Consider the following 23,113-nt stretch of genomic DNA (forward strand, 5'->3'; position numbering starts at 1 on the left):
GCCCGAGCCTCAGTTATTACAAACCCGCTCCACGGAATCCAGCCAGCCGGCGTACAGGGTCTCCCGCAGTGCCGGCTTCATAGCCGCCTCGAAGCGATGTTCCCGCTCCCAGAGTTGTGCTATCTCGTCCAGCCCCTGGTATACACCGGTCTGCAGCCCGGCCAGATAGGCCGCCCCCAGAGCCGTGGTCTCTGTCACGCGGGGGCGGTCCACTGGCACGTTGAGGATATCCGCCAGAAATTGCATCACCCAGTCGTTGACCACCATGCCACCATCCACCCGCAGTGCCTGCAGGGACGCACCATCGTTCTGGATGGCGCGGATCAGGTCCTTGGTCTGATAGCAGACGGATTGCAGGCCGGCGGTGACGATCTCGCCGATTCCGGTGTCCCGGGTAAGGCCAAGAATCGCCCCGCGGGCGTGAGGATCCCAATGTGGCGCACCCAGACCGGTAAAGGCCGGAACCAGATAAACAGGGTTTTCCGCCCCCACTTTCGAGGCGTAATCAGAGGATTCGCTGGCGTGACTGATAAGCTTCAACCCGTCCCTGAGCCATTGCATGGCGGCGCCGGCAACAAAGATGCTGCCTTCCATGGCGTAGCACGGTTTGCCATTCAAACGATAAGCCATGGTTGTCAGCAACCGGTTTTCGGAGCGTAGCGCCTTTTCGCCGGTATTCAGCATCAGGAAACAACCGGTGCCATAGGTGCTTTTCGCCATGCCGGGCTCGAAACAGGCCTGCCCAATCAATGCTGCGTGCTGGTCGCCCGCGATACCGGCGACCTGCACCGATGCCCCCAGCCACTGCCTGTCGGTGGTGCCAAAATCCGCGGCAGAATCGAGCACCTCCGGCAACAGCGCCCGGGGAACCCGGAAGAGGGTCAACAACTCGTCGTCCCATTGCTGACTATGAATATTGAACAACGCGGTGCGCGAGGCGTTAGTGGCATCGGTCTTGTGGGAGCGCCCACCAGTCAGATTCCAGAGCAGCCAGCAGTCCACAGTACCGAAGGCAAGCTCGCCAGCTTCCGCCCTCTGACGGGCACCGTCCACATGGTCGAGTATCCAGGCAATCTTGGTGGCGGAGAAATACGGGTCGATCAGGAGCCCGGTGCGTTCCACCACCCTACCTTCATGGCCATCGGACTTGAGTTTGGTGCAAACAGACGCTGTGCGTCGATCCTGCCAGACAATCGCGCGGTGAATTGGCTCTCCGGTTTTCCGATCCCAGATCACCGTGGTTTCCCGCTGATTGGTGATGCCGATACCTGCCAGGGTTGAGGCATCCAGCCCTGACGACTCGAGAACCTCCCTGCACACCGCCAATGTACTTTGCCAGATTTCGCCGGCCTCATGTTCCACCTGGCCATCTTTCGGAAAGTACTGGTGAAATTCCTGTTGCGCCGTGGCGATGGCTTGGCCGGAGGCATTGAAAATGATCGCGCGGGAACTGGTGGTCCCCTGATCGATGGCGAGCAGGTGCTGGGTCATGGGGCGTCCTTTCAGGGGCTTCAGCATTATTCTGGTCAATGCTGCAATCTTCTCAAAGGATTGCTAAGAACGCTACGGTAAAGTCGGGCATAAAAAAAGGGCCGGAAAACCGGCCCTCAAATGACGAATGAAACAAGGAAAGTTCGTAAGAACTACAACCTCAAAAGTCATCCCTTACACATTTAGTATCGGCTCGGATTGCCCAGCCTTCAGTTGAGGTTGTGTTGCGCCTTTGTTACATCAGGTTAGGGGCTGAGAGGCGCATCACAAAACGGCTTAGAGGGTGTGCTCCACCGGCTTCTTGCGAGGCCAGACCAGACTGAAGCGGGCTCCGCCCAACTCGTCGCTGCGACTGACAAACGCCTGCCCGCCATGCCAGTAGAGGATTCTCCTGACAATGGAGAGGCCAAGGCCATAACCGCCCGAGGTTCGGGTACGGCTGTCATCGAGGCGAGCAAATGCAGTAAACACTTTTTCCCAATCCTCTTCGGGAATACCAGGGCCGTCATCCTCCACATCAATGCGGCAATTATCCTCATCAAACTGGCAGTGGACTTTCACGCGGCCGGCCGCGTAGCGTGCAGCGTTTCCTACCAGATTCTGAACCGCCCGGTGCAGATACCGAGGCTCCACATCAGACAGTGACCAACGCTCGGATTCATCGTCAATGTCTGCCTCGATGGTGTGATCCGGGCGGACCATCTGCTGCTCGCTCACCACCTGGCGAACGATATCACTGACCGACCGCTCCTGAAGCGCAAATACGGGACCACCCTGCTCCAACCGGGCGTAGGTCAGGATTTCATCGATCAGCTCATCAAGCTCCTGGATGTCGCCGTCAATGCCATCAAGCTGCTTCTGGAGCGCCTCCGGAGAATTGGCGCTTTCGATCATCTGGACACCGAATCGAATACGGGCAACCGGTGTTCTCAGCTCATGGGAAACCGCGTGGATCATTTCCCGCTGAACCCCTACCAGCCGCTGAATATGCTCCGCCATACCGTTGAAGGCTGCGGCCAACCGGGACACAAGGCGACTGTCGCCTGCATCCACCCGCGCCCCCATCTCGCCGCGGGCTATGCGAATTGCCACCGACTCCACGGCCCGGAGATTGCTGTCTACATCCCTTAACGCCAGATAGAGAGCCAGTGCGAGAACGCTTCCCGCCACTACAAGCAATAGCAGCATTACCGGCCATGCCCAGGGACTGAAGGGCGCAGGCATAGCCATGTCCACGAGAGTGCCATCTTCCAGACGGATCAACACCTGGGCACGATCCCGGGAGGGATGATGGTATAGCGAGATACCCCGCTCGGAGACGCGTTCGAGAACCTCGGAATCCGGGAGTGCGGCCTGATCCCGAACCGCCATCAGCTCTACCCCGAGCGTATCGGATAGCTGCGACATGGCACCTTCCCTGCCATCCGAAGACATGTCATCAAGATGCAGGCGAGCGATGAGAGCGGTTGCCTCGGCAACATCGCTGTAGATATCCCGAAATCGCAGGTCGATGATCCCACCGCTATCGTTCCGGACCATCACCTGCTGGCCGATACTGGTGTCCATCGCCACTACCTGGCCATAGGAAAGGCGCTCCATGATGACATCGGACACCGACAGGTTACCCGGCGGCGTCACCCGGAAATCGTAGAAAGACTTGAGCCAGGGATACTGTTGCTGAGGATGAGGAGTCGCGACAAGCCAACGCAACAGGGGCTCTGAAAAACGCTCCTGCCAGTACTGCTCCCTGACGGAATTCACACCCAGGAACAATGCGGCACAAAACAGGAGAATCAGAAAGGTAAGACCAATCAGCCGGGCGTAAAGCTTGAGAAAAAACTTGAGGGGCATTGCGATAACCCTGGCAATGAACGCCGGCCCCGCCGGGCCAGCGCCAGAGACTGAACAGTCAGGCTTCCTTTACGAACAGGTAGCCTTTGCTGCGTACGGTTTTAATGCGCCTCGGGTGGATGGGATCGTCGCCAATCTTGGGACGTATCCTCGAAACCCGGACATCGATCGAACGGTCCTGGCCATCGTATTCGATCCCTCTCAGGGCGGTGAAGATTTCCTCCCGACTGAGCACTCGGCCAGCATTGCTTGCCAATAGCCAGAGCAGGTCGAATTCCGCGCTGGTGAGGTCGATACTGTCGTCGCTCAACCATGCTTCACGCATTGACCTGTCCACCACCAGGTTGTTGAACTGCAGCCTGACCGGTTCTTCACCGCTACCCTCTTCCGCAGCCACCGAACCATTCTCGGTAACCCGCCTCAGCAAGGCGCGGATTCTCGCCAGCAGCACCCTTGGCTGAACCGGTTTGCCGATGTAATCGTCGGCACCCATTTCCAGGCCGAGCACTTGGTCCAGATCGTCCGTGCGGGCAGTAAGCATGATAATCGGGCCTGGATAAAAAGGCCGCGCACGCCTGCAGATAGACAGTCCATCCTCACCCGGTAACATCAGGTCAAGCACGACCAGGTCCGGCTGTTCCTTGCGAATGCGCTCCACCGCGTTCCCACCGTGAGTTTCGAGGGTGACAGTCAACCCGTTACTCTCCAGGTACTCCCTGGTCAGCTCTGCCAGCCTCTCATCATCTTCGACTATAAGAATCCGCCAACTTTCGTTCGTCTGTTCCACGCCATCCATCTCTGATTTTGTTTTTCCGGTTTCTGAAACGTCCGGCCAACGTCACCCCACATGGCCGGAACAGAGCTGCCTGTCAGAAGATCAGCTACCCAACTGACAATACAGGCTACCTCCTGTAACAGCAATTATACATGCTATTCAGAAATATACATGGAACCGCCTGTTCGTTACAGCCCGTGACAAAGGTCACACCTCCACACCGATAACGGGACTTGTCACAAAGTCGTCATCCCCCGTTCATTCCGATGTCACACGGGATTCATAGCCTTGTCGAAAAGTGGAAACAAAGAGACATTGCCATGAACGCCCAGACCGCCCGCCTGTCACGCTCGGCCCGACAGCTCAAAACCGTCATTACCCAACAGCCGGATCTCGTTGAATCCGCTCAGAAATTGCGCTATCAGGTTTTCTCGGAAGAGTATGGTTCTGACCTGGGGGCTACCGTCCCTGGCATTGATGCGGACGAGTTTGACCGATTCTGCGATCATCTGATTGTCACCGATGAGAACACCGGTGAACTGGTCGCTACAACACGAGTGCTTCACCACAGCCAGGCCATGGAAGCCGGAGGCTTCTATTCCGAGGGTGAGTTCGAACTCTCTTCCCTTTACCAACTCCCCGGGACTGTCGCCGAGCTTGGGAGAACCTGCGTGCACCCGGACTATCGTAATGGTGCGACCATCAGCCTGTTGTGGGCATCCGTTGCGGAATACCTGGTATCGCGAAACGTGGATTACCTGATTGGCTGCGCCAGTATCGGTATGTCAGATGGCGGCCTGAAAGCCTGGCGCATAGCCCGATACCTGCAGCGGGAATTCCTGGCCGGCGAGGAGTACCGGGTAACCCCGTTACGGGCAATGCCGCACCTGACCCACACTGTCAGCGAGGATCGCCCGGTGGACGTTCCCGCGCTGATCAAGGCCTACATGCGCCTCGGCGCCCGCGTCTGCGGCGAGCCCTGCTGGGACCCGGACTTCCGTTGCGCAGACCTGTTGGTGGTGCTGGACGTCAACAACCTGGCCAGTCGCTACAGCCGCCATTTCATGCGCAAACAGGCCCAGTAGACAACCGGGACTACCCTGGCAACCCGAGGATTGGTTATGGAACTGATACGCCTGACCGCAAGACTGGTACTCTTTACCGGCTTCATGGGCCTGACGGCAACGCTTGCCGGCACTCTGTTACTGGTTGAGACCCTGTTCCGTTGCCAAATCGACCGCGCGCCCTTCGCCCGCATCTGCTTTAACGGAGCCAGTCGCTGCCTTGGCTTTCGCATGTCCACGCAGGGCACCTTCAGCAACAGGCCCGTGCTCTATGTCAGCAACCACATCTCCTGGTCGGACATTCCTGTACTTGGCGGACAGGTGCCCCTGCGCTTCCTGTCCAAAGCGGAAGTAGGCCGCTGGCCGGTGATCGGTTGGCTGGCCACGCAGGCGGGCACGCTGTTCATTCAGCGCGGCAGTGGCAAAGCCGGCCAGGCCCGCGACGAAATTGCCCGCACCCTTCTGAACGGGCAATCGGTGCTGGTGTTTCCCGAAGGCACCACCACAGCCGGAGTGACCGTCCTGCCCTTCCATAGCCGGCTGCTTCACGCCGCGGCGGATGCAGGCGTGGACATACAACCTCTGAGCATCGGTTATTTGAGAAACGGCCATCCCGACCATTTGGCGCCGTTCATTGGTGACGATGAGTTTCAGCATCATTTAATGCGCATGCTGCGCCAGCCGGCGGTCGAGGTCGGCGTTATCGCCCATCCGGTGGTGACTATCGACGACAGCACGGACCTGACAGATGTAACGCGGGATTTGCGGCAGACAGTACACGATGGGTTGCGGCAGATTCAGGCGGGACGCCTTTCAGACCAGGCATCAGACGGGCCGACAGCGGTTGCCGGCCCGGAGCTGTAATTCAGCTCAGCGGATGGCCGGCGTTGATTTCCTCTTCCGTGGCTTCACGCTTACCGATGATCTCCAGATCAAAGTACAGGGTAAAACCCGCCAGAGGATGGTTGGCATCCACCCGCACCAGATTGCCATCAATGCTTACCACCTGTACCACCTGGGCCGTGTCGCCGGTATTGGTTTGAAACTTCATCCCTACCTGCAGGTTCTCCACGTTCTCGAACATGGAACGGGGTACTTTGCGGATCAGCTCCGGATTATGTTCTCCATACGCCATGGCCGGAGGTACGGTCACTTCCAGGCAATCACCGACATTACGGTCTTTCACCGCTTTCTGGATGCCTTCGATGATTTCCGGGCTGCCTTCCAGGAAATGAAGCGGCTCGCTGCCCTCGGAGGTGTCAACCAGCTCACCGAGCTTGTTCTTGAGGACATAGTGGACGGTTAATACAGCAGGTTTTTGCATCAGGCGTTTGTGTTTCCTGTATTCGGGGGTGTATCAGTCAGATTCAGGCCATGGATAACCAGGCGCCGGTCCAGTCTCGCCTTCAGGCTCCGGGGTTTATCCAGGCTCATGCGCTCCAGCAACGGCTGGTAGCGATTGTCGTCGTCGTTTGCCTTAACGGCGCGCCAAAAAGTCAACAGTTTACCACGACGAGTCGCCGTTGCGGCCTTCAGAGTTTGTAAAGCCTTGCCCAGCCGGAGTTCTTCATCGGTAAAGTCCCGCCCGAACGGGAATGCTGGAAACATATCCGTGTCTCCGGCGATCTTTACAGCCTCTCCAACCGCCTCCGGCGTGTTATTGCACCAGTGCTCAGGCAGACGAAACGAAGCATCCACTTTTCCCGCTTTCTGGGCCTGCTTCAGCAAATCGGCCTGGAAACGGGAATCTGCAATGCGGATCAGTTGCAGGTATACCTGCTCGTCGGACTGACCCCTCAGATCCGCAATACCGTACTCGGTGATGACTATGTCGCGAAGATGACGGGGAATGGTGCAGTGCCCGTAACTGAAGACAATGTTGGACAGTGTTTCCTCACCGGACTTACGGGTGCTGCGCAGGGTCAGGATAGACCGCGCGCCCGGCAGCTCGTGGGCCATGGCGACAAAATTGTACTGGCCGCCAACACCGCTAACCACACGGCCGTCTTCCAGCCCGTCGGACACGGCCGCACCGCTTAGCGTATGCATCATCGCCGAGTTGATAAACCGGCCATGCACCCTCTGTGCAGCTTTCAGACGCTGGTTGCCGAACGCGTGGTCATATAAGTGGTTGATGTAGTTGACGCTGGTCATGCAGATGCGTTGGCGGTCGCGCGGCGCCAGGTCCCGCAACCGCTGATAGAAGGCTTCGGGGCCGACGAAGAAGCCACCATGCACCACAATCCCTCCGGTCAGTGACTTTCCCAGGGCCAACGACTCAATGGCGCTTCTCGCCTCCTCACTGTCGAGATCCGGATCCAGGGATTGCTCGCCCACACGCAACCGCCCGCCTTTGAACTCGACCTCCGGATTAAGGATGCCGTAACGACACAGCCACTGCACGTCCCTGGCCCGTAACGGCGAGTCGATCAACTGTTCCCGCCGCAGGACATCCAGGGTGTCGAGAGAAACACTGTGAGTAAGTTCGCCCCGGTTTATCAATGTTTGCAGTCCGGCATGATCAAACACCTCGCGGGTCAGGACACCCGCCTCCATGAGGTAAATAAAACCATCCACCATCATTTCACTGCAGCCGTAGAGTCCCTCCTCGAAGACATCCGTGCCACCGCACTCGGAAACCACCGGGAAGCGGTCTGCCACCTTCAGGTGATCAAACACCTGCGTCCAATGCTCGTTGTGACGATGCCGCAGAATCGCGCTGTGAACCAACGCCGCGCCCAGCGAGCCAATCCCCACCTGCAGGGTCCCTCCATCCCGGAGCAACGCACTGGCGTAGAACCCGATAAGGTGATCCTCCGGGCTGACCGACATTTGTGGTGCCGAAAACAGGGGGTAGTCGGAGGCGGCATGCTCCAGGACGATATCAAACTGGCCCGTCTCGACGGCGGCGTCATTGCCGAGAAAGGGCAAATGGCTGTTGGTCTCTGCCACCAACGCCACGGGGGTTCCGGCCGCTTCCCGCGCCCGTAACAGGGGCAGCAGGTCCAGACTCAGATCCGGGTTGCAGCTCAGGCTAACGTAGCCTTCCTGATCCGGCTCGGTCGCCGGAGCCACCATCTGGCCGACGACATTGACACCGAGCGCCATAAGGTCGCGCACTGCATGGGTGTAGTTGGTACAGACATAGTTGCGCTGTTGGTCCTTGTTATTCAGGAAGGACCCGGCCTTGAAGAAGAACTCGGATACCCGCACGTTCTCGGGCAAACGCTGACCAATCACGTCCCGTGCGTAATCAAGTTCCGGAATCCGCCCGTACAGGCGCTCGGCGAACGGGCCCATGAAACGCTTTTCCAGCGATGAACTGCCACCGGGCGCGGTCAGGGATAGCGCCGTGACAATGTGAAGCTCTATGGACGGATCGTCCTTGGCACGCTGGTAGAGAGCATTGGCAAAACGTATGGGTTTACCAAGCCCCAGTGGCAGGCCGAGTGTGATGCGCTTACCCACCCGGCGAATCAGCTCGTCTACACAGGCGCTGCTGTCTGCGAGCGTTACCGGTTGTTCCTCCACCATCGCGGCCATAGTGTTACTCCCTTAGTTGCCGTCAGAATGCTTACCGATATGGATAATCACATGTGCCATTGCGACAGGCAATGCACTGAGACAGATAAGCGGTGGCGAGGATTCGTGGGAGGTCAGTCAGGGTTCAGAAGGAGAAAACGTCGGCGGGAGTTCAGAAATTCCAGCGAAGGTTGAGGCAGGCGCCCTCTTCAAGCAATGCAATACCGTGGTCCGGCTTGGCACGATCAGACGCGTAGGACTTCTTTCCCGAATCTGAGCCGCTGAGACTGAGGCTCAGCAGGCGAGAACCAATGGTCGCATACATGTCGGATTCTTCACGCTCGAAGTCACCCGACATCTCTTCCTGAAGCTGATACACATTCTCGGCCGGAACTTCGTCTGCAAACACACGTTCGCTCGCTTCGGCGCGAACGACGAAGGCGATCATGTTGAGTGCAAGTAGTGCGACGAAGATACGGATAATCATAATAATTCTGGCGACCTGTAATCGAAGCGGAATTCTACTGTCATGTAATGCTTAAGTCTAATGATTAAAGGTCAGAAAGATGTGATTTTGCACACAAAAGCGCCGCTTTTTTGTCACAGGATCACCGCATTTTTGTCAAGAAAACAGCAATTTTTGTTGCAAACTGTAAGCACCCCACTCTGCCGCCTGTAACGGTCAGAGTGGCTGCTTCACGATGGGAGTTGTTAAAAAACCGTAACGCTTGCAGGATTAAGGGCAGGGGTAGGTGTACACCTGGTTAAGGTTCTCTATCTCCCCAAGCACCTCTTCGCTCAGGGACACCGACGCTGACCCCAGGTTTTCACGAAGCTGCTCAAGCGTCGTGGCCCCAATAATGTTGCTGGTAACGAAATCACGGCTGGTCACGTACGCCAGCGCCATCTGTACCGGTGACAGCCCGTGGCTGGCCGCCAGGTCTACGTAGGCTCGGGTCGCCTCGGCACCACGACCGCTGGTGTAACGGGTGAAGCGCTCAAACAAGGTCATCCTGGCGCCTTCCGGGCGCTTGCCATCGAGATATTTGCCAGAGAGCATGCCGAAGGCCAGCGGGGAGTACGCGAGCAGACCAACCTGTTCACGGCAGGCAATTTCCGCCATTCCCACCTCAAACGTGCGGTTGAGCAGGTTATAGGGGTTCTGGACGCTGACCACCCTGGGCCAGTCATGCTCCCGGGCCAGCCTGAGGTATTCGTTCGTTCCCCATGGGGTTTCGTTGGAGATTCCTACGTGGCGGACTTTGCCTTCCTTGACCAGCTCCGCCAGTGTGCCCAGTGTCTCTTCAATGGGGGTCGCCTGCTCGTCCACACTGTGCCGGTACCCCAGCTTGCCAAAGAAATTGGCGTTACGATCCGGCCAGTGCACCTGATAGAGGTCGATATAATCGGTCTTGAGCCGGCGCAGGCTGTCTTCACAGGCCTGACGAATATGGTCCCGGGTCAGGCGCGGGCCATCCCGGAGGTAACCCAGTCCATTACCCGGCCCCGCCACTTTGGAAGCAATCACCAGATCGTCGCGACGGCCCCGCTTCGCCAGCCAGTTGCCCAGATAGCTTTCCGTGAGGCCCTGGGTTTCAGCCCGCGGGGGCACCGGGTACATCTCCGCGGCATCGATGAAATTAATGCCCTCGGAGGTGGCCAGGTCCAGCTGCTCAAACGCTTGCTGTTCGGTATTTTGCTCGCCCCAGGTCATGGTGCCCAGGCAAATCTCGCTTACATCAATGTCGGTCCTGCCGAGCTTGCGGGTTTTCATGCGTACTCCCGAATCTGATTGGTGAAAAAGGTAAAGGGATTGTCACGGGATTGTCCCGGAACTGTCATGCCAGGTTTCCATAGTGGAGGCATGAAAGAGGAAACCACAGGTAACACCGCGATGAGAGTCACCCAGGCTTCAGGGCGCAAGCACCACATTACCATTGTTTCGGAGACCTTTCCTCCGGAAATCAATGGCGTGGCGAACACCCTCAGGCACCTATGCCTGGGCCTGATGCAACGTGGCCACAAGGTGACGGTCATCCGTCCACGCCAGCGCCATGAATCGAAAGGACGATTCGATGGTGCCGGGGAATGCCTGTTTTCCGACGAGCAAGTTGTGACCGGCCTGCCGCTACCGGGTTACAGTGACCTGAGGTTCGGAATGACCCGGCCGGGCTTCCTGGCCTCACTCTGGAAGCATCAACGCCCGGATGCCATTTACGTTGCCACTCAAGGCCCCCTCGGCGTAGCGGCCGTTGCGGCCGCCAGACGGGCCGGCATCCCGGTCAGTTCCGGCTTTCACACCAACTTCCATGCCTACAGTCGCTACTACGGTGCCGGGTTCCTGGAAAAACTGTTGTGCAGCTACGGCCGTTGGTTTCATAACAGGACGGCCATAACACTGGTCCCCACCCGGAAAATCGCACAAACCACCCATGACATGGGCATTCAACCGACATCGGTCTGGAGTCGCGGCGTTGACTGCACCCGTTTTTCGCCCCACAAACGGGACACGGTGCTCCGGCAACAATGGGGACTGCAAGCCAACGACCGCGCGGTACTCTATGTTGGTCGCCTCGCTCCGGAAAAAAACCTTCAGATGGCGGTGTCATGCTTTGAGCGTATCCGCGGGCTGCACCCCTGCGCGAAATTCATACTCGTAGGTGATGGGCCGATGCGCAAGCGCCTTGCCGAACGCCATCCGGATTACATTTTTGCAGGAACCCGCCGTGGCGAAGATCTGGCCCGGCACTATGCCTCCGGTGACATCTTCCTGTTCCCCAGCAAAACCGACACCTTCGGCAACGTGGTTACTGAAGCCATGGCCAGCGGCCTGGCGGTGGTTGCTTTTGACGATGCCGCCGCCAGCGAACATATCCGCCATGAAGACAACGGCATGAAGGCTCAGCTCAGCAACGACGAAGGCTTTGTCGATCATGCCCTGCGCCTGGCTGACCAGCCAACCCTGATGAACAGGGTACGGGCACAGGCACGCCTGGACGCACTGGACCTGAATTGGGCCGCACAGGTTGAGCAGTTCGAACACCTGATACTGAACCAGCCACTGAGGAACAGCTACAATGCCCTCCACAAGCAAGGCATCTCGCTTCTTTAACGTGGTGGATCAGAGGGAATTTGCCCTCTGCCAGTCCATCAATCGCTCTCTGCGGTTTCGACCGGTTCAGGGGTACTTTAAGGTTGTCAGCCGGCTGGGTGATGGTTGGCTATGGTATCTGGTCATCCTGTCGATGCCAGTGCTTATGCCTCAGGCCGGGCTCGCCATCGCGCTGCTGATGGTGGCTACCGGCCTGACCTGCACCATTACCTACAAGCTGCTGAAGCGCTGGCTGATCCGCGAGCGCCCGTTTATATCGTTTCCTTCGATAAACTGCGGCACACCGCCCCTGGACCGTTACAGCTTTCCGTCCGGCCACACCCTACATGCCGTCTGCTTCAATACGGTGCTGGCCATGACAGCGCCTGAGGTGGCCTGGCTGTTGTTGCCGTTCACCCTGAGTGTTGCCGCCTCCCGGGTCGTGCTCGGCCTTCATTACCCCAGCGATGTAGCGGCAGGCGCCTTGATCGGCGGTTGCCTGGGCCTGGCTTCGGTTAACGGCCTGTACGACCGGTTTATTCAAATAGCCGCAGTTGCATAACCGGCGACTCATCACTGCGAAAGCGCACGCCCAGCCCCAACAGGCGCACCGGGCGACCCGTATCAGTCACCAGTTCATCCAGCAGCGGCTGATAGTCTTCCAGCTCGGGCTCCTGAATCCGGTCGCGCACACGCTCCAGGGTATGGGTGGAAAAGTCGCTGTAACGAATCTTGATAAACAGCTTGTGAATGGGTTTTCGGCCGGCCTTGCGGCTGAGCCGGAGGTTCAGGTCGGCCACCAGCGAGGCCATCACCGACTCGCAGGCGCGCTTGTCCGGCAGGTCCTGGGAAAAGGTCCGTTCCACGCTGACGGACTTGGCAATGCGCGACACCACCACATCCCGGTCATCACGGCCGAACGCCATTTCCCGCAGCCGGTACCCCTGCTTGCCAAACTTCTCCGGCAGGGCTTCAGCGGGTAGCGCCTGAATGTCGCCACAGGTGGCAACGCCCATCGTGTGAAGTTTGCCAGCGGTCACTTGCCCCACGCCAAAAAGCTTCTCGACCTTCAGGTCCTGAACGAAACCCTTGACGTCCTCAGGGCGGATCACGAACAGGCCGTCAGGTTTTTTCCAATCACTGGCAATCTTCGCCAGGAACTTGTTGGGGGCCACACCGGCGGAAATGGTGATACCCACCTCATCTTTCACTCGTTTGCGCAAGTACTGCGCCATCAACGTGGCACTGCCCTTATGCTCGGTTACCTCGCTGACATCCAGGAAGGCTTCGTCCAGCGACAGCGGCTCCACCAGATCGGTCAATTCCCTCAGAATGGCCATCACCTGTTTCGACACCGCCCGGTAGCGGGCCATGTCCGGCGGCACGGTCACCAGGCCGGGGCACAAGCGCCGGGCTTCGCCGCCAGGCATGGCGGACCGCACGCCAAAAGCCCTCGCTTTATAGTTGCAGGTGGTAACCACTCCGCGGCCACCTTCGCCACCCACGGCCAGCGGAACTTCCCTTAATGAGGGATCGTCCCGCATTTCCACGGCGGCGTAGAAGCAGTCGCAATCTACATGGATAATCTTGCGCTGGGCCATGACTCTTCAATCAAGTAAATTATCTGTACATATGTACAGCCTTGTATCTTACGGTAACATGCTGAGAATGTCAGGAGCTCCGAGTAGCAACTCCCAACGACGACAGAGACAGGTGTGAGCAATCATGACAAACCCGATCCCAGAACAATCGCAGACGGAAATCGAAGCCGCCGCGTTTCGAAAGCTGGTCAACCATCTGCGCGAGCACACCGAGGTCCAGAATATTGACCTTATGAACCTGGCAGGGTTCTGTCGCAATTGCCTCTCCAAATGGTATCGCGCCGAAGCCGCCGAGAGAGGCTTCGAGCTGTCTGACCCGGACGCCCGGGAGATCATCTATGGCATGCCTTATGAAGAGTGGAAAGCCCGCTATCAGCAAGGGCCCAAACAGGACCACAAGGCATGAACGTCAATGACGCGGTTCGTATCCACCTGGCATCGGTTGAGGCCGGCCATGGCGACTTTGACGATACCCTGGCGCTGATTGACCGATTCTTCGACTATCAGCCCACCGGGTTTCACAACGGACCGCTGTACAATGGCACCGGCGAGAACGCCGGTTCATGCCGGGTATTTTCCCTGGCCCAATACTGCAACCTGACCGAATCCGACACGTTGCGTCTGTTTGCCCAGCACTACCAGCAAGTGCTGGACGAACCGGCAGGTGAAAGCCATGGCAATATCCGCCAGTTCATGGGCACCGGCTGGTCCGGTATCCGCTTTGACGGCCCGGCGCTTCGCAAACGCCCGGGCACTACTCAGGACGACACCACGGAAGAGACCCATCCATGAGCGAGACCGCCGTATCCGGGGTAAAGCAGTGCTTCCAACTGAAGAGTGCGAACGTTTCCATGACCGCACTGGAGCTGTATTTTTTTGACAATGACGACTTCGAAAGCACGCTCAGAGACAAAATCAGCCAGGCACCCGGATTCTTCAAGGACATCCCCCTGATCATCAGCCTGGAAAAGTATGAGGGGCTGAGCAGCGAACTGGATTTTTTCAAGATCATCGGCGCCTGCCGCCGCCACAACATCCATGTCATCGGCGTACGCGGTGGCAACGATGATCAGCGCCGCCTCGCCCGCGGTGCGTCATTGGCGCTGCTTCCCGGTGGCAACCAGCGCGACCGGGACATCGATACCGCGCCGGCCACGGAATCGGCCGCCACTGAACCGACCGAAAACCCGACTCCCGCCAGGGTCGAGAATCCGGGTGAGCCAGCGCCCGCGAAAATCATCAATCAGCCAGTCCGTTCGGGCCAGCAGGTTTACGCACCCGAGGGCGACCTGATCATCCTTGCGCCGGTTCAAGCCGGCGCCGAAGTGCTTGCGGCCGGCAACGTTCATGTGTACGGACCATTGCGCGGGCGGGCCCTCGCGGGTATTCACGGCGCGGAACATGCACGGGTATTCTGCCAGTCTCTTGAAGCAGAGCTTGTGTCCATCGCCGGACACTATAAAATCTCCGAAGATCTTCAGGACAACGGCTGGAAAACCGCCGTACAGATCCAGCTCAGGGATGACCTGCTGGTGGTAACGCCACTGGAGAAGGCCTGAAAAGAACGTAACTACCCGCACGGGCGGGAAAAACGACGAATCCACCGCAAAACAGGAATGCAACCTTGGCTAGAATCATTGTCGTTACCTCAGGAAAAGGTGGCGTAGGTAAAACCACAACCAGCGCCTCTATCAGCACCGGCCTGGCGAAGCGAGGCCACAAAACCGTGGTGATCGATTTCGACGTGGGCCTGCGCAACCTGGATCTCATCATGAACTGCGAACGCAGGGTGGTGTACGACTTCGTGAATGTGATCCAGGGCGAAGCCACTCTCAACCAGGCTCTGATCCGGGACAAACGGGTCGACACCCTGTATATCCTGCCGGCCTCCCAGACCCGGGAAAAGGAAGCCCTGACCAAAGATGGCGTTGAGAAGGTGATCAACGAGCTGTCCGAGCGGTTTGACTACATTGTCTGTGATTCTCCCGCCGGCATTGAGCATGGCGCCCTGATGGCGCTCTACTATGCCGATGAGGCGGTAGTTGTTACCAACCCGGAAGTGTCCTCGGTGCGGGATTCAGACCGTATTCTCGGCATCCTGCAGAGCAAGTCGCGGAGAGCCGAGATGGGGCAGGACCCCGTAAAGGAACACCTGCTGCTATCCCGCTACAACCCGGATCGGGTGGAAAAGGGCGAAATGCTTTCCGTGGCCGATGTGGAGGAAATTCTCGCCATCCCCCTGCTGGGCGTGATTCCGGAGTCCCAGGTGGTACTGAATGCCTCCAACCAGGGCGTTCCGGTCATTCTTGAGGAAGACAGCGATGCCGGACAGGCCTATGATGATGCCGTGGCCCGCCTTCTGGGTGAGGAGCGAGAACATCGCTTCATGACGTCCCAGAAAAAAGGTTTCTTCTCACGGATGTTCAAGGGGGGCTGACGGATGAGTTTCCTGGATTATTTCAAGAGCAAGAAAAACAACCGGTCCGCCAGCGTTGCCAAGGAACGCCTACAGATCATTGTTGCCCACGAACGGGGCCAGCGCGACCAACCTGACTACCTGCCAGAATTGCAGAAAGAGCTGCTTGCGGTCATCCGCAAGTACGTTCAGATCAGCGATGACCAGGTCCAGGTGGAAGTTGACCGCAACGACAGCTGTTCGGTACTGGAACTGAACGTTACCCTGCCGGAACACTGACCGCGCCACTACCAGCGTGCGAAGTGATCCTCCATCAGTCCCCGTAGCCCGTCTACGGGGACTGAGTTGCCCGCCTCATCGCGCACTGTGCCGGAAAAGGCACCAATGTACTGGCGGAAATTGGAGGCAATCAGCCATGCATTGAGTCGCTCCCGCCGAACCCCCGATGGCTCAAACCAGAGATCGATCCTGCCATCGTCCGTGGTGACCTGCCAGGGTGCGGTTTCATTGTAGCGATCAAACACGAAACGGGCCTGCCCGAGCTTGATACAGCGCCCTTCCAGCCAGAGCGCATTTTCCGTCATACCGGTTTCATTCACGCCCGCCGCCAGATTGAGACCAACGGCACGACCATCTGCCAGCACCCCTGCCACACTCGCCCAGTTCCAGGCGGTTTCGCGCCTCATAAAGCCGCAACTCCAATCAACGGCTGCGCGTGACAGCGAGTCGCATTGCCAGCTCTGTCCCTGCCACCGAATGTCTCCGGACACCGGCAGACCCGCTGATTTACGGGTAAACACCCAACCGCTGTAACCGGCTGGGCACACCAGTCGCAGAGGGCGGGTGTCCCCTTCTATATTCAGGGCTATCCGGAGGTCACCGGGGCCGGAAACCAACACACCACGCGAGTGGCCGTCCGACGTAATACGAACGCATGTTTTCCCTTTACGAAACTCCGTCACCCCGGTTTCAGGCCTTGGCTCAATGTGAGTTCCCTTCGCCAATGGCTGCGTCAGGGACTGCTCCAGCATCTGCCCGGTCTTGAAATCATAAAGATAGAAAAACGCCGTACTGACCAGTTTCAGATCCACTACCGCCAGCCCGAACACCCAACCCGGCGCCATCGCACTGACGAACTGGAACTGGTTAAAACGGGTTTTACGGGCCAGGGCCGAGCGCGGTTTATCCATCACCGTACGGAGGTCAAAGTCCCGGTAGTTGATGACATCCACTGGTGTGTCCAATACGCCGTAGGGAATCCGCCCTCGGTCATCGATCAGTCGCTTGTTCGGTTTTTTCATCGTCAATTCGGGCCAAATGTTAACGTCAGGAATTCAGTCAGTTACCCAGTTCACAAACCCCCGATCGTAGCAGGTTGGCACCAGATCAGTCGTGCTAGACTCGCCCGACCATGTTCAAGGAAGTGTACCTCATGCAAAACCTGAGAGCCCGTGGCAACCAACGCCCGGCCAATCGACGCGTCATCTGGCTCGCAGCCACCACGGTTTTCCTGCAGGCCTCAGGTTTGACCTTCGCCGGGCTGCCAGCCGAAGACTCAGAAAACTGGAGCCTTCGCAAGGAAACCGATCGTATCCGGGTCTATACCACTGATCAGCCGAACTCCAGCTTCCAGGCCTTCAAGGCTGTGGCTGTGCTTGATGTGCCGATCGAGAATCTGATGGCGGTTATGATCAATCCCAAATCCTGTGTTCAGTGGGTTCATAACTGCTCGGAATCCTATGCCTTCGGCTCGGGTGACTTTGATGAGCGCTACGCCTACTCGGTCAACGATATGCCCTGGCCGGTCACCGACCGGGATTACGTACTACGGATTCGCACCCGGGGCCAACAGGTCGACGGCGAAATCGTGATGGACCTCAACGCCATTCCCGATCAACGGGCCGAGGAAGATGACTACATCCGTGTCGACAAGTCCGACACCCTTTACCGCTTTATTCCCGAAGACGGCCAGACCCGGATGATCTGGGTTCAACACACCGAGCCAAACGGTTCGATACCCGGCTGGCTGGTCAACACCCTGCTGGTGGACATTCCTATCCGTTCCATGGAGCAGTTGGAACGGGTTGCCCAGTGGGACCGTTACCAGAACTACGAACTGATCTATGACTCGCAGGGCCAACTGAAAGATGTAGCCCCCAAAGCTGAATCAGGGGATGACTAGAACATCAGCAACAGCTAAGCTCTTTTACAAAGGACCTGCTAACGGAGCCGATTCGTCAATGACCGTTCTCGCCTACGAGATCATGACCCCGAGCATCAAGGCCGTACCCCAATCCTGGACGATGGACCGTCTGGCCAGGTTCCTCACTGACAACGAAATCACCGGCAGCCCGGTTACCGACGAAACGGGCGAGATTGTCGGCATTGCCACCCTGAAGGACATCACCGAATTCCGCTGGAACGCCAGCCGTTCCGAGTCCGATGCGCGCATGACCCCGGAAGAAGAACACGAAGCCCGGCGCCTGCGCATGGCCATTTTTGAGGAGATGGGCAAGGTGCCGGTGGAAGTGCGTGACATCATGACCCCTATCGTTTTATCGGTTGACGAGCAAACGCCTGTGCGCGACATTGCCGATATTATGATGCGTGAACACCTGCACCGGATTTTCATCACCAAAGACGAAAAGATCACCGGTATTGTGACCACGTATGACATGCTCAAACTGATCTCCGACCAGGAGCTCACCAACCGCTGTGCCGGGAACGGCTGACCAGAGAGGTATCACACCCTATGCCAAGAGCATCGCAGGCTCGCAGAAAGATGTATGTCCTCGACACCAACGTCCTCATCCACGACCCGAACGCCCTCCTGAACTTTGAAGAACACGACGTCATCATTCCGATGACGGTCCTCGAAGAACTCGACAGTCTCAAATCCGGCAAACAGGCCGTTGCTGCCGATTGCCGACAGGCCATCCGCAACATCGACAAGTTGCTGGGTGACGCCAGCCCAGGAGAAATCGAGAAAGGCGTACCCATCGTGCGCGGCAAGAAAGCAGAACCGCTCGGCGCGTTATCGATACTGATGAGCACGGACTACCAGGGCAACCATGGCCTGCCCGAGCACCTGAACGACAACAAGATCATCAATACCCTGGCGGCCCTGCAAACCCGCCACACATCGCGCGACATCATCCTTGTCAGCAAGGACATCAACATGCGATTGAAAGCCCGGGGCTTCGGCGTGGAGGCCCAGGACTATCACAACGACATGCTGCTGGACGATATTGACCTGCTGCCGAAAGGGTACAAAGAATTCCCGAACTCGTTCTGGGACACCATCGAGAAAGTCGAAACCATCCAGCGGGAGGGTATTACCGAACACATCCTTCGTCGTGAGGGCGACCTGGCCAGGCTGACCATCAACGAGTTCGTTATTGATGAACAGGGATTCGTTGGCAAGGTGTCTGATGTGGGCGAAGACCAGATTGTCATTCGGGATCTGCACCAGCACGATCTGATGCACGAGGAAGTCTGGGGCCTGGTACCGCGGGATATATACCAGGCCATTGCCCTGAACCTGCTGCTGGACCCCGATATCCACCTGGTAAACCTGACCGGTTCCGCCGGCTCCGGTAAAACCATCCTCGCCCTCGCGGCCTGTATCGAAATGACGGTTGCCAGCAAGCTGTACAAACGCATCATCGCCACCCGTAGCACTCAGGGTCTGGACGAGGACATTGGCTTCCTCCCCGGCACCGAAGCGGAGAAAATGGAGCCCTGGCTGGGGGCCATCGTGGACAACCTCGAAGCTCTCCACGAAGACGATGAAAATATGACCGCCAGCGTGGACTACATCCTCAGCAAGGTGCCACTGCACTTCAAGTCGATGAACTACATTCGTGGCCGCAGCTTCCAACACAGCCTGATCATCATCGACGAATCCCAGAACCTGACACCGCATCAGATCAAGACCATCATCACCCGTGCCGGCAACGGCTCCAAAGTGATCTGCCTGGGTAACCTGGCTCAGATCGACACCCCTTATCTGAGCGCCCTGAGCTCAGGCCTGACCTACATGACCGAGCGCTTCAAGAGCTTCCGCCATGGCGGGCACATTCACCTGCAGGGCGTCCCGCGCTCTGTTCTAGCGGAGTACGCCGAAGCGAATCTCTAACCAGCGCGCACAAAAAAGCCGCACCGATCATCCGGTGCGGCAAAGCGGAGGTTAGCGACCGGGAACCGAATCAGTCGCTGGCCGGGCTTTCCTTCATGGCCGCGTTCATGCGGCGACGCAGCACCGGACCCACCACATAAGGCAACACCAGGCTCAGAGCGGCAACCAGCCAGAAGCTCTTGGCCAGGGTGCTTTCCCACAGAATGCTCCAGTCGCCGTCTGACAACACCAGGGCATGCCCCAGGTTCTTCTCCATCTCCGGTCCGAGCAATAGCCCGAGAATAATCGGCACCACCGGAATTTCCAGTTTGCGCAGGAAATAACCCGCCACGCCAAACGCCACCATGAAATACAGGTCGAAGGCGCTGTTGCTGATGGAATAGATGCCCACGAAGGCAACCATGGTCACAATCGGCAGCAAGTACATGGGCGGCACCGACAGCAGGCGCACAAAGAAGCCAACCAACGGGATGTTAAGCACCAGCAGCAGCACATTGCCAATCAGCAGGGCGGCAATGACGCCCCAGACAATATCGGCGTTCTGGGTAAACATCAGCGGGCCCGGAGTGATGTTCAATGAAATCAGCATCGCCAACAGCACCGCGGTGGTACCGCTACCTGGCACGCCCAGGGTCAACATGGGTACGAGCGCGCCTGATGAGGCACCGTTGTTGCCCGCCTCAGGCGCCACCACACCCCGGATATCGCCCTCGCCGAACGTGCCCTTCTTGCCTATCACGCTCTTTTCGAGGGTGTAGCTGATAAAACTGCCCAGGGACGCACCGGCACCCGGCAGCACGCCGGAAATGAATCCAAGCACGCCGCCACGAAGCTGGGTGGGAACCGTGGAGACCAACTCCTTGAAGGTAAGGGTCAGCTTGCCCACGTTCATTTTCTTACGCCCACCGCCCATGCGCGACTCGACGAAGAACAACAACTCCGAAATGGCGAAAAGGCCAACAATCGCCAGGATGAAATCAATACCCTCGTACAGCTCCAGCACACCGAAGGTGTAGCGCTGGGTGCCGGTGGAGATATCGATGCCCACAGTGGAGATCATGATCCCCAGGGTCGCGGCAATCACCGTCTTCATCGGGTTCTTGCCGGTAATACCACCCAGGGTGGCGAAGGCCAGCAGGAACAACGCGAAATACTCCGCCGGGCCGAAACTCAAGGCAAACCTCGCCAGCACGGGGGCAAGCATGATCAACCCTATAGTGCCGATCAGCCCACCGGCAAAGGACGCAATAGCAGAGATCGCCAGCGCATCGGCCGCCCGCCCCTTTTGGGCCATGGGGTAGCCATCCAGGCAGGTCATCATCGCCGGTTCGTCACCGGGAATGTTGAGCAGGATGGAGGAAATACGGCCGCCATACATCGCGCCGGCGTAAACCGATGTCAGCAGGATCATGGCAGTTTCCGGCGGCAAGCCAAGGGTAAACGCCAACGGGATGAGGATCGCCACACCGTTTGCCGGCCCCAGGCCAGGCAAACAACCAATCAGGGTGCCCACGAAAGCGCCGAAGAGCGCAAACATCAGGTTGTACGGTGTCAGGGCAACCGCAAACCCCTCCATCAGAAAACCGAGCGTTTCCATCAGTTCACCTCCAGGATGCCAGCAGGCAAGCTCAACGCCAGGCCATAGTTGAACAGGACGAACACCACCACGGCGCTGATCAGGCCCGTTAAAAAGGCATTCCTGGCGGGCGCGCCCATGCGCCAGCTAAGGGTGCCAACCGCCAGGGTTGTCGAGATGACAAACCCCAGGGGTTCAAGCAGCATCGCGTAGACCACCAGCACAACCAGCGACACCACCAGCTCAACTGCGGACCGGCCCAGCGGCCACTGGGCGTCGGGGTCCGGCTTGACCATCAGATAGATGCTGCCGGCAACCAGAACCACCGCAAGGATGGTTGGAAAGGTTTCCGGCCCAACGGTTTCGGCGCCGCCAAACGGCTCGGGCCACTGCTGTGCAACCCAGCCGTAAGCCACCGCCAGAACCATCAGGCCCAGGCCAAGAAGCCGATCACCCAGGCCTGTCATTTCAGCAGTCCTATTTCGCGGGACAGGTTCTCGATGTCCTGTACCTGTTGCTCGACAAAGCTGTCGAACTCATCTGCAGGCGGATGGAACGGGATGAGACCATTGGCCTTCATCACCTTTTTCCACTCCTCACTGGCATACAGGGTATCGACGGTCTCGACCCAAAACGCCTTGGACTCACTGGAAGCACCCTTGGGCATGTAAAAACCGCGCCAGTTCGGGCCAACGGCGTCAACGCCCTGCTCTTTTGCGGTCGGAATATCGGAAAATTCACCCGGCAGGCGCTCGTCGGCCAGCACGGCCAGAACACGAAGGTCGCCCGACGACAGGAAACCGGTGACTTCGGAGATATCACCGGTGAAGGCGTCGACCTGGCCACCGACCACCTGGGTCATGGCCTCACCACCGTTATTGTAGGAAAGGTACGGAATGGCGGGCAGTCGATCGGCGCCGGCGGCCTTCGCGGTGATCAGCACCTTCAGATGATCCCAGCCACCCCGGGCACTGCCGCCCGCGAACTTGACGGATTTCGGATTCTGCTTGATGGCATCGAGCAGTTGATTCAGGTTCTCATACTGTGAGTCCTTGCCTACGGCAATGACGCCGTAATCCGCGCCCAGTGCGCCAATCCAGGTCACCATATCGGCATCCAGCCCGGGGAACTGTTTCTGGGCGAGACGGGTGGTGGTTGCCGTTGATGCGGCGACGATCAGCTTGTCATCTTCCGCTCGTTTGCTGACCGTGTGAGCATAGGCAACACCGCCGCCAGCACCGGCCATATTGATGGTCTGTACGGTGCCATCAACCAGGCCAAGGTCCCTCATTACATTACCAGCGCTGCGACAGGTAAAGTCCCAGCCGCCACCCGGGTCGGACGGGGCGATGCATTCCACTTTTCCGGAGGGTTGCCATGCCATGGCATTAAGGCTGAAAGCCGCTGCCGCGATAAACGACAAGCTTCGTTTGAGAGTCATGATTGTCACCTCTGTCTTGTTTTTGTGATCGCTTCCAGGGTACGGGCCCGCGTTCAGGGCCAACGTGAAGCGCTACCGGACTGAGGTTAAAGATTCACCACTGAGGCCAGAAGTTTGTGCGCGTAATGCCTTTAAAGAAACTAAAGG

At 58.1% G+C, this 23,113-nt stretch carries 24 protein-coding genes; 12 read left to right on the forward strand and 12 right to left on the reverse strand.

The annotated features are described in order from the left end of the window. Positions 1 to 9: 9 nt before the first annotated feature. The 3 genes from glpK to SIC19_RS04745 all read right to left on the reverse strand — a co-directional run bounded on the left by glpK (position 10) and on the right by SIC19_RS04745 (position 4,138). Complete coding sequence (gene glpK / locus SIC19_RS04735) at positions 10 to 1,491, reverse strand: glycerol kinase GlpK (RefSeq protein WP_036204117.1); 1,482 nt, start codon at positions 1,489 to 1,491, stop codon at positions 10 to 12. Positions 1,492 to 1,767: 276 nt separating this feature from the next. Continuing rightward, positions 1,768 to 3,342, reverse strand: coding sequence for an ATP-binding protein (locus tag SIC19_RS04740; protein ID WP_036204115.1), 1,575 nt, complete (start codon positions 3,340 to 3,342; stop codon positions 1,768 to 1,770). A 58-nt stretch (positions 3,343 to 3,400) separates the two neighbouring features. Further along, positions 3,401 to 4,138 (reverse strand): response regulator, encoded by a 738-nt coding sequence (locus tag SIC19_RS04745; RefSeq protein WP_036204113.1) that lies wholly within the window; start codon positions 4,136 to 4,138, stop codon positions 3,401 to 3,403. A gap of 299 nt (positions 4,139 to 4,437) precedes the next feature. On the opposite strand from SIC19_RS04745, the gene SIC19_RS04750 reads away from it, so the two are divergent. Both SIC19_RS04750 and SIC19_RS04755 read left to right on the forward strand, forming a co-directional pair. After that, on the forward strand, positions 4,438 to 5,202 hold the full coding sequence (locus SIC19_RS04750) for a GNAT family N-acetyltransferase (RefSeq protein WP_075195990.1): 765 nt from the start codon (positions 4,438 to 4,440) through the stop codon (positions 5,200 to 5,202). 36 nt (positions 5,203 to 5,238) lie between these two features. Continuing rightward, positions 5,239 to 6,045, forward strand: a complete 807-nt coding sequence (locus tag SIC19_RS04755; protein ID WP_075195991.1) for a lysophospholipid acyltransferase family protein — start codon at positions 5,239 to 5,241, stop codon at positions 6,043 to 6,045. A gap of 1 nt (position 6,046) precedes the next feature. On the opposite strand, the gene SIC19_RS04760 is transcribed toward SIC19_RS04755, so the two are convergent. The 4 genes from SIC19_RS04760 to SIC19_RS04775 form a co-directional block, all read right to left on the reverse strand. Further along, a complete protein-coding gene (locus SIC19_RS04760) occupies positions 6,047 to 6,505 on the reverse strand; it encodes an FKBP-type peptidyl-prolyl cis-trans isomerase (protein WP_041333500.1) in 459 nt (152 codons plus the stop codon). After that, a complete protein-coding gene (locus SIC19_RS04765) occupies positions 6,505 to 8,715 on the reverse strand; it encodes an acetyl-CoA hydrolase/transferase C-terminal domain-containing protein (RefSeq protein ID WP_075196024.1) in 2,211 nt (736 codons plus the stop codon). Before SIC19_RS04765 ends, SIC19_RS04760 begins: the two co-directional genes overlap by 1 nt. A 160-nt stretch (positions 8,716 to 8,875) precedes the next feature. Continuing rightward, positions 8,876 to 9,190, reverse strand: a complete 315-nt coding sequence (locus SIC19_RS04770; RefSeq protein ID WP_041333497.1) for a hypothetical protein — start codon at positions 9,188 to 9,190, stop codon at positions 8,876 to 8,878. A 249-nt stretch (positions 9,191 to 9,439) separates the two neighbouring features. Beyond that, positions 9,440 to 10,477, reverse strand: coding sequence for an NADP(H)-dependent aldo-keto reductase (locus tag SIC19_RS04775; protein ID WP_036204104.1), 1,038 nt, complete (start codon positions 10,475 to 10,477; stop codon positions 9,440 to 9,442). A 90-nt stretch (positions 10,478 to 10,567) separates the two neighbouring features. Between SIC19_RS04775 and SIC19_RS04780 the strand changes: the two genes are divergently transcribed. Both SIC19_RS04780 and SIC19_RS04785 read left to right on the forward strand, forming a co-directional pair. Beyond that, positions 10,568 to 11,815 carry a glycosyltransferase family 4 protein gene (locus SIC19_RS04780; RefSeq protein WP_075195992.1) on the forward strand — a complete coding sequence of 416 codons (1,248 nt, stop codon included), beginning with the start codon at positions 10,568 to 10,570 and terminating at the stop codon, positions 11,813 to 11,815. After that, positions 11,781 to 12,356, forward strand: a complete 576-nt coding sequence (locus SIC19_RS04785; protein WP_036204101.1) for a phosphatase PAP2 family protein — start codon at positions 11,781 to 11,783, stop codon at positions 12,354 to 12,356. Before SIC19_RS04780 ends, SIC19_RS04785 begins: the two co-directional genes overlap by 35 nt. On the opposite strand, the gene dinB is transcribed toward SIC19_RS04785, so the two are convergent. After that, positions 12,331 to 13,395 (reverse strand): DNA polymerase IV, encoded by a 1,065-nt coding sequence (dinB, locus tag SIC19_RS04790; protein ID WP_036204097.1) that lies wholly within the window; start codon positions 13,393 to 13,395, stop codon positions 12,331 to 12,333. The genes SIC19_RS04785 and dinB overlap by 26 nt on opposite strands. Positions 13,396 to 13,519: 124 nt before the next feature. Between dinB and SIC19_RS04795 the strand changes: the two genes are divergently transcribed. From SIC19_RS04795 to minE, 5 genes are all read left to right on the forward strand, one after another. Next, the gene (locus tag SIC19_RS04795) at positions 13,520 to 13,801 is read left to right on the forward strand and encodes a DUF1244 domain-containing protein (protein WP_036204094.1); all 282 of its coding nucleotides are present in this window, start codon (positions 13,520 to 13,522) and stop codon (positions 13,799 to 13,801) included. Then, entirely contained in the window at positions 13,798 to 14,187 is a 390-nt protein-coding gene (locus SIC19_RS04800) for a HopJ type III effector protein (RefSeq protein ID WP_036204091.1), read from the forward strand. Before SIC19_RS04795 ends, SIC19_RS04800 begins: the two co-directional genes overlap by 4 nt. Continuing rightward, positions 14,184 to 14,954: a septum site-determining protein MinC gene (minC, locus tag SIC19_RS04805; protein ID WP_036204088.1), complete on the forward strand. Its 771-nt coding sequence runs from the start codon at positions 14,184 to 14,186 to the stop codon at positions 14,952 to 14,954. The genes SIC19_RS04800 and minC overlap by 4 nt, the downstream gene beginning before the upstream one ends. Before the next feature lie 65 nt (positions 14,955 to 15,019). Next, positions 15,020 to 15,832 carry a septum site-determining protein MinD gene (minD, locus tag SIC19_RS04810; RefSeq protein ID WP_036204085.1) on the forward strand — a complete coding sequence of 271 codons (813 nt, stop codon included), beginning with the start codon at positions 15,020 to 15,022 and terminating at the stop codon, positions 15,830 to 15,832. Between the two features lie 3 nt (positions 15,833 to 15,835). Continuing rightward, positions 15,836 to 16,090: a cell division topological specificity factor MinE gene (gene minE, locus SIC19_RS04815; protein ID WP_007154416.1), complete on the forward strand. Its 255-nt coding sequence runs from the start codon at positions 15,836 to 15,838 to the stop codon at positions 16,088 to 16,090. Positions 16,091 to 16,098: 8 nt separating this feature from the next. Here the strand turns inward: minE and SIC19_RS04820 are convergent, their stop codons facing one another. Continuing rightward, positions 16,099 to 17,112, reverse strand: a complete 1,014-nt coding sequence (locus SIC19_RS04820) for a DUF2804 domain-containing protein (protein ID WP_075195993.1) — start codon at positions 17,110 to 17,112, stop codon at positions 16,099 to 16,101. Between the two features lie 131 nt (positions 17,113 to 17,243). Here SIC19_RS04820 and SIC19_RS04825 point away from each other — a divergent pair, with 131 nt between their 5' ends. The 3 genes from SIC19_RS04825 to SIC19_RS04835 are packed head-to-tail and all read left to right on the forward strand — an operon-like array spanning position 17,244 to position 19,949. Continuing rightward, entirely contained in the window at positions 17,244 to 17,993 is a 750-nt protein-coding gene (locus tag SIC19_RS04825) for an START domain-containing protein (protein ID WP_075195994.1), read from the forward strand. A 58-nt stretch (positions 17,994 to 18,051) separates the two neighbouring features. Continuing rightward, positions 18,052 to 18,543, forward strand: a complete 492-nt coding sequence (locus SIC19_RS04830; protein ID WP_036204075.1) for a CBS domain-containing protein — start codon at positions 18,052 to 18,054, stop codon at positions 18,541 to 18,543. Between the two features lie 20 nt (positions 18,544 to 18,563). After that, the gene (locus SIC19_RS04835; protein ID WP_036204072.1) at positions 18,564 to 19,949 is read left to right on the forward strand and encodes a PhoH family protein; all 1,386 of its coding nucleotides are present in this window, start codon (positions 18,564 to 18,566) and stop codon (positions 19,947 to 19,949) included. 70 nt (positions 19,950 to 20,019) lie between these two features. On the opposite strand, the gene SIC19_RS04840 is transcribed toward SIC19_RS04835, so the two are convergent. From SIC19_RS04840 to SIC19_RS04850, 3 genes are read right to left on the reverse strand one after another with little or no spacing between them, the layout of a single operon-like run. Next, positions 20,020 to 21,546, reverse strand: a complete 1,527-nt coding sequence (locus SIC19_RS04840; RefSeq protein WP_036204071.1) for a tripartite tricarboxylate transporter permease — start codon at positions 21,544 to 21,546, stop codon at positions 20,020 to 20,022. Beyond that, positions 21,546 to 21,992, reverse strand: coding sequence for a tripartite tricarboxylate transporter TctB family protein (locus SIC19_RS04845; RefSeq protein ID WP_036204068.1), 447 nt, complete (start codon positions 21,990 to 21,992; stop codon positions 21,546 to 21,548). Before SIC19_RS04845 ends, SIC19_RS04840 begins: the two co-directional genes overlap by 1 nt. Continuing rightward, positions 21,989 to 22,966, reverse strand: a complete 978-nt coding sequence (locus SIC19_RS04850) for a Bug family tripartite tricarboxylate transporter substrate binding protein (RefSeq protein WP_036204065.1) — start codon at positions 22,964 to 22,966, stop codon at positions 21,989 to 21,991. The genes SIC19_RS04845 and SIC19_RS04850 overlap by 4 nt, the downstream gene beginning before the upstream one ends. Positions 22,967 to 23,113 lie beyond the last annotated feature (147 nt).

This window comes from Marinobacter sp. MIT930201, assembly GCF_047122665.1.
GTDB lineage: Bacteria > Pseudomonadota > Gammaproteobacteria > Pseudomonadales > Oleiphilaceae > Marinobacter > Marinobacter salarius.

Coding starts and splice junctions, on each gene's coding strand:
- SIC19_RS04780 (WP_075195992.1), top strand. CDS start 10,568: ATGAAAGAGGAAACCACAGGTAACACCGCGATGAGAGTCACCCAGGCT.
- SIC19_RS04745 (WP_036204113.1), bottom strand. CDS start 4,138: ATGGATGGCGTGGAACAGACGAACGAAAGTTGGCGGATTCTTATAGTC.
- SIC19_RS04830 (WP_036204075.1), top strand. CDS start 18,052: ATGACCGTTCTCGCCTACGAGATCATGACCCCGAGCATCAAGGCCGTA.
- SIC19_RS04755 (WP_075195991.1), top strand. CDS start 5,239: ATGGAACTGATACGCCTGACCGCAAGACTGGTACTCTTTACCGGCTTC.
- dinB (WP_036204097.1), bottom strand. CDS start 13,395: ATGGCCCAGCGCAAGATTATCCATGTAGATTGCGACTGCTTCTACGCC.
- minE (WP_007154416.1), top strand. CDS start 15,836: ATGAGTTTCCTGGATTATTTCAAGAGCAAGAAAAACAACCGGTCCGCC.
- SIC19_RS04800 (WP_036204091.1), top strand. CDS start 13,798: ATGAACGTCAATGACGCGGTTCGTATCCACCTGGCATCGGTTGAGGCC.
- SIC19_RS04750 (WP_075195990.1), top strand. CDS start 4,438: ATGAACGCCCAGACCGCCCGCCTGTCACGCTCGGCCCGACAGCTCAAA.
- SIC19_RS04845 (WP_036204068.1), bottom strand. CDS start 21,992: ATGACAGGCCTGGGTGATCGGCTTCTTGGCCTGGGCCTGATGGTTCTG.
- SIC19_RS04825 (WP_075195994.1), top strand. CDS start 17,244: ATGCAAAACCTGAGAGCCCGTGGCAACCAACGCCCGGCCAATCGACGC.
- SIC19_RS04740 (WP_036204115.1), bottom strand. CDS start 3,342: ATGCCCCTCAAGTTTTTTCTCAAGCTTTACGCCCGGCTGATTGGTCTT.
- SIC19_RS04850 (WP_036204065.1), bottom strand. CDS start 22,966: ATGACTCTCAAACGAAGCTTGTCGTTTATCGCGGCAGCGGCTTTCAGC.
- SIC19_RS04795 (WP_036204094.1), top strand. CDS start 13,520: ATGACAAACCCGATCCCAGAACAATCGCAGACGGAAATCGAAGCCGCC.
- SIC19_RS04835 (WP_036204072.1), top strand. CDS start 18,564: ATGCCAAGAGCATCGCAGGCTCGCAGAAAGATGTATGTCCTCGACACC.
- glpK (WP_036204117.1), bottom strand. CDS start 1,491: ATGACCCAGCACCTGCTCGCCATCGATCAGGGGACCACCAGTTCCCGC.
- SIC19_RS04770 (WP_041333497.1), bottom strand. CDS start 9,190: ATGATTATCCGTATCTTCGTCGCACTACTTGCACTCAACATGATCGCC.
- SIC19_RS04785 (WP_036204101.1), top strand. CDS start 11,781: ATGCCCTCCACAAGCAAGGCATCTCGCTTCTTTAACGTGGTGGATCAG.
- SIC19_RS04840 (WP_036204071.1), bottom strand. CDS start 21,546: ATGGAAACGCTCGGTTTTCTGATGGAGGGGTTTGCGGTTGCCCTGACA.
- SIC19_RS04820 (WP_075195993.1), bottom strand. CDS start 17,112: ATGAAAAAACCGAACAAGCGACTGATCGATGACCGAGGGCGGATTCCC.
- SIC19_RS04760 (WP_041333500.1), bottom strand. CDS start 6,505: ATGCAAAAACCTGCTGTATTAACCGTCCACTATGTCCTCAAGAACAAG.
- SIC19_RS04765 (WP_075196024.1), bottom strand. CDS start 8,715: ATGGTGGAGGAACAACCGGTAACGCTCGCAGACAGCAGCGCCTGTGTA.
- SIC19_RS04775 (WP_036204104.1), bottom strand. CDS start 10,477: ATGAAAACCCGCAAGCTCGGCAGGACCGACATTGATGTAAGCGAGATT.
- minC (WP_036204088.1), top strand. CDS start 14,184: ATGAGCGAGACCGCCGTATCCGGGGTAAAGCAGTGCTTCCAACTGAAG.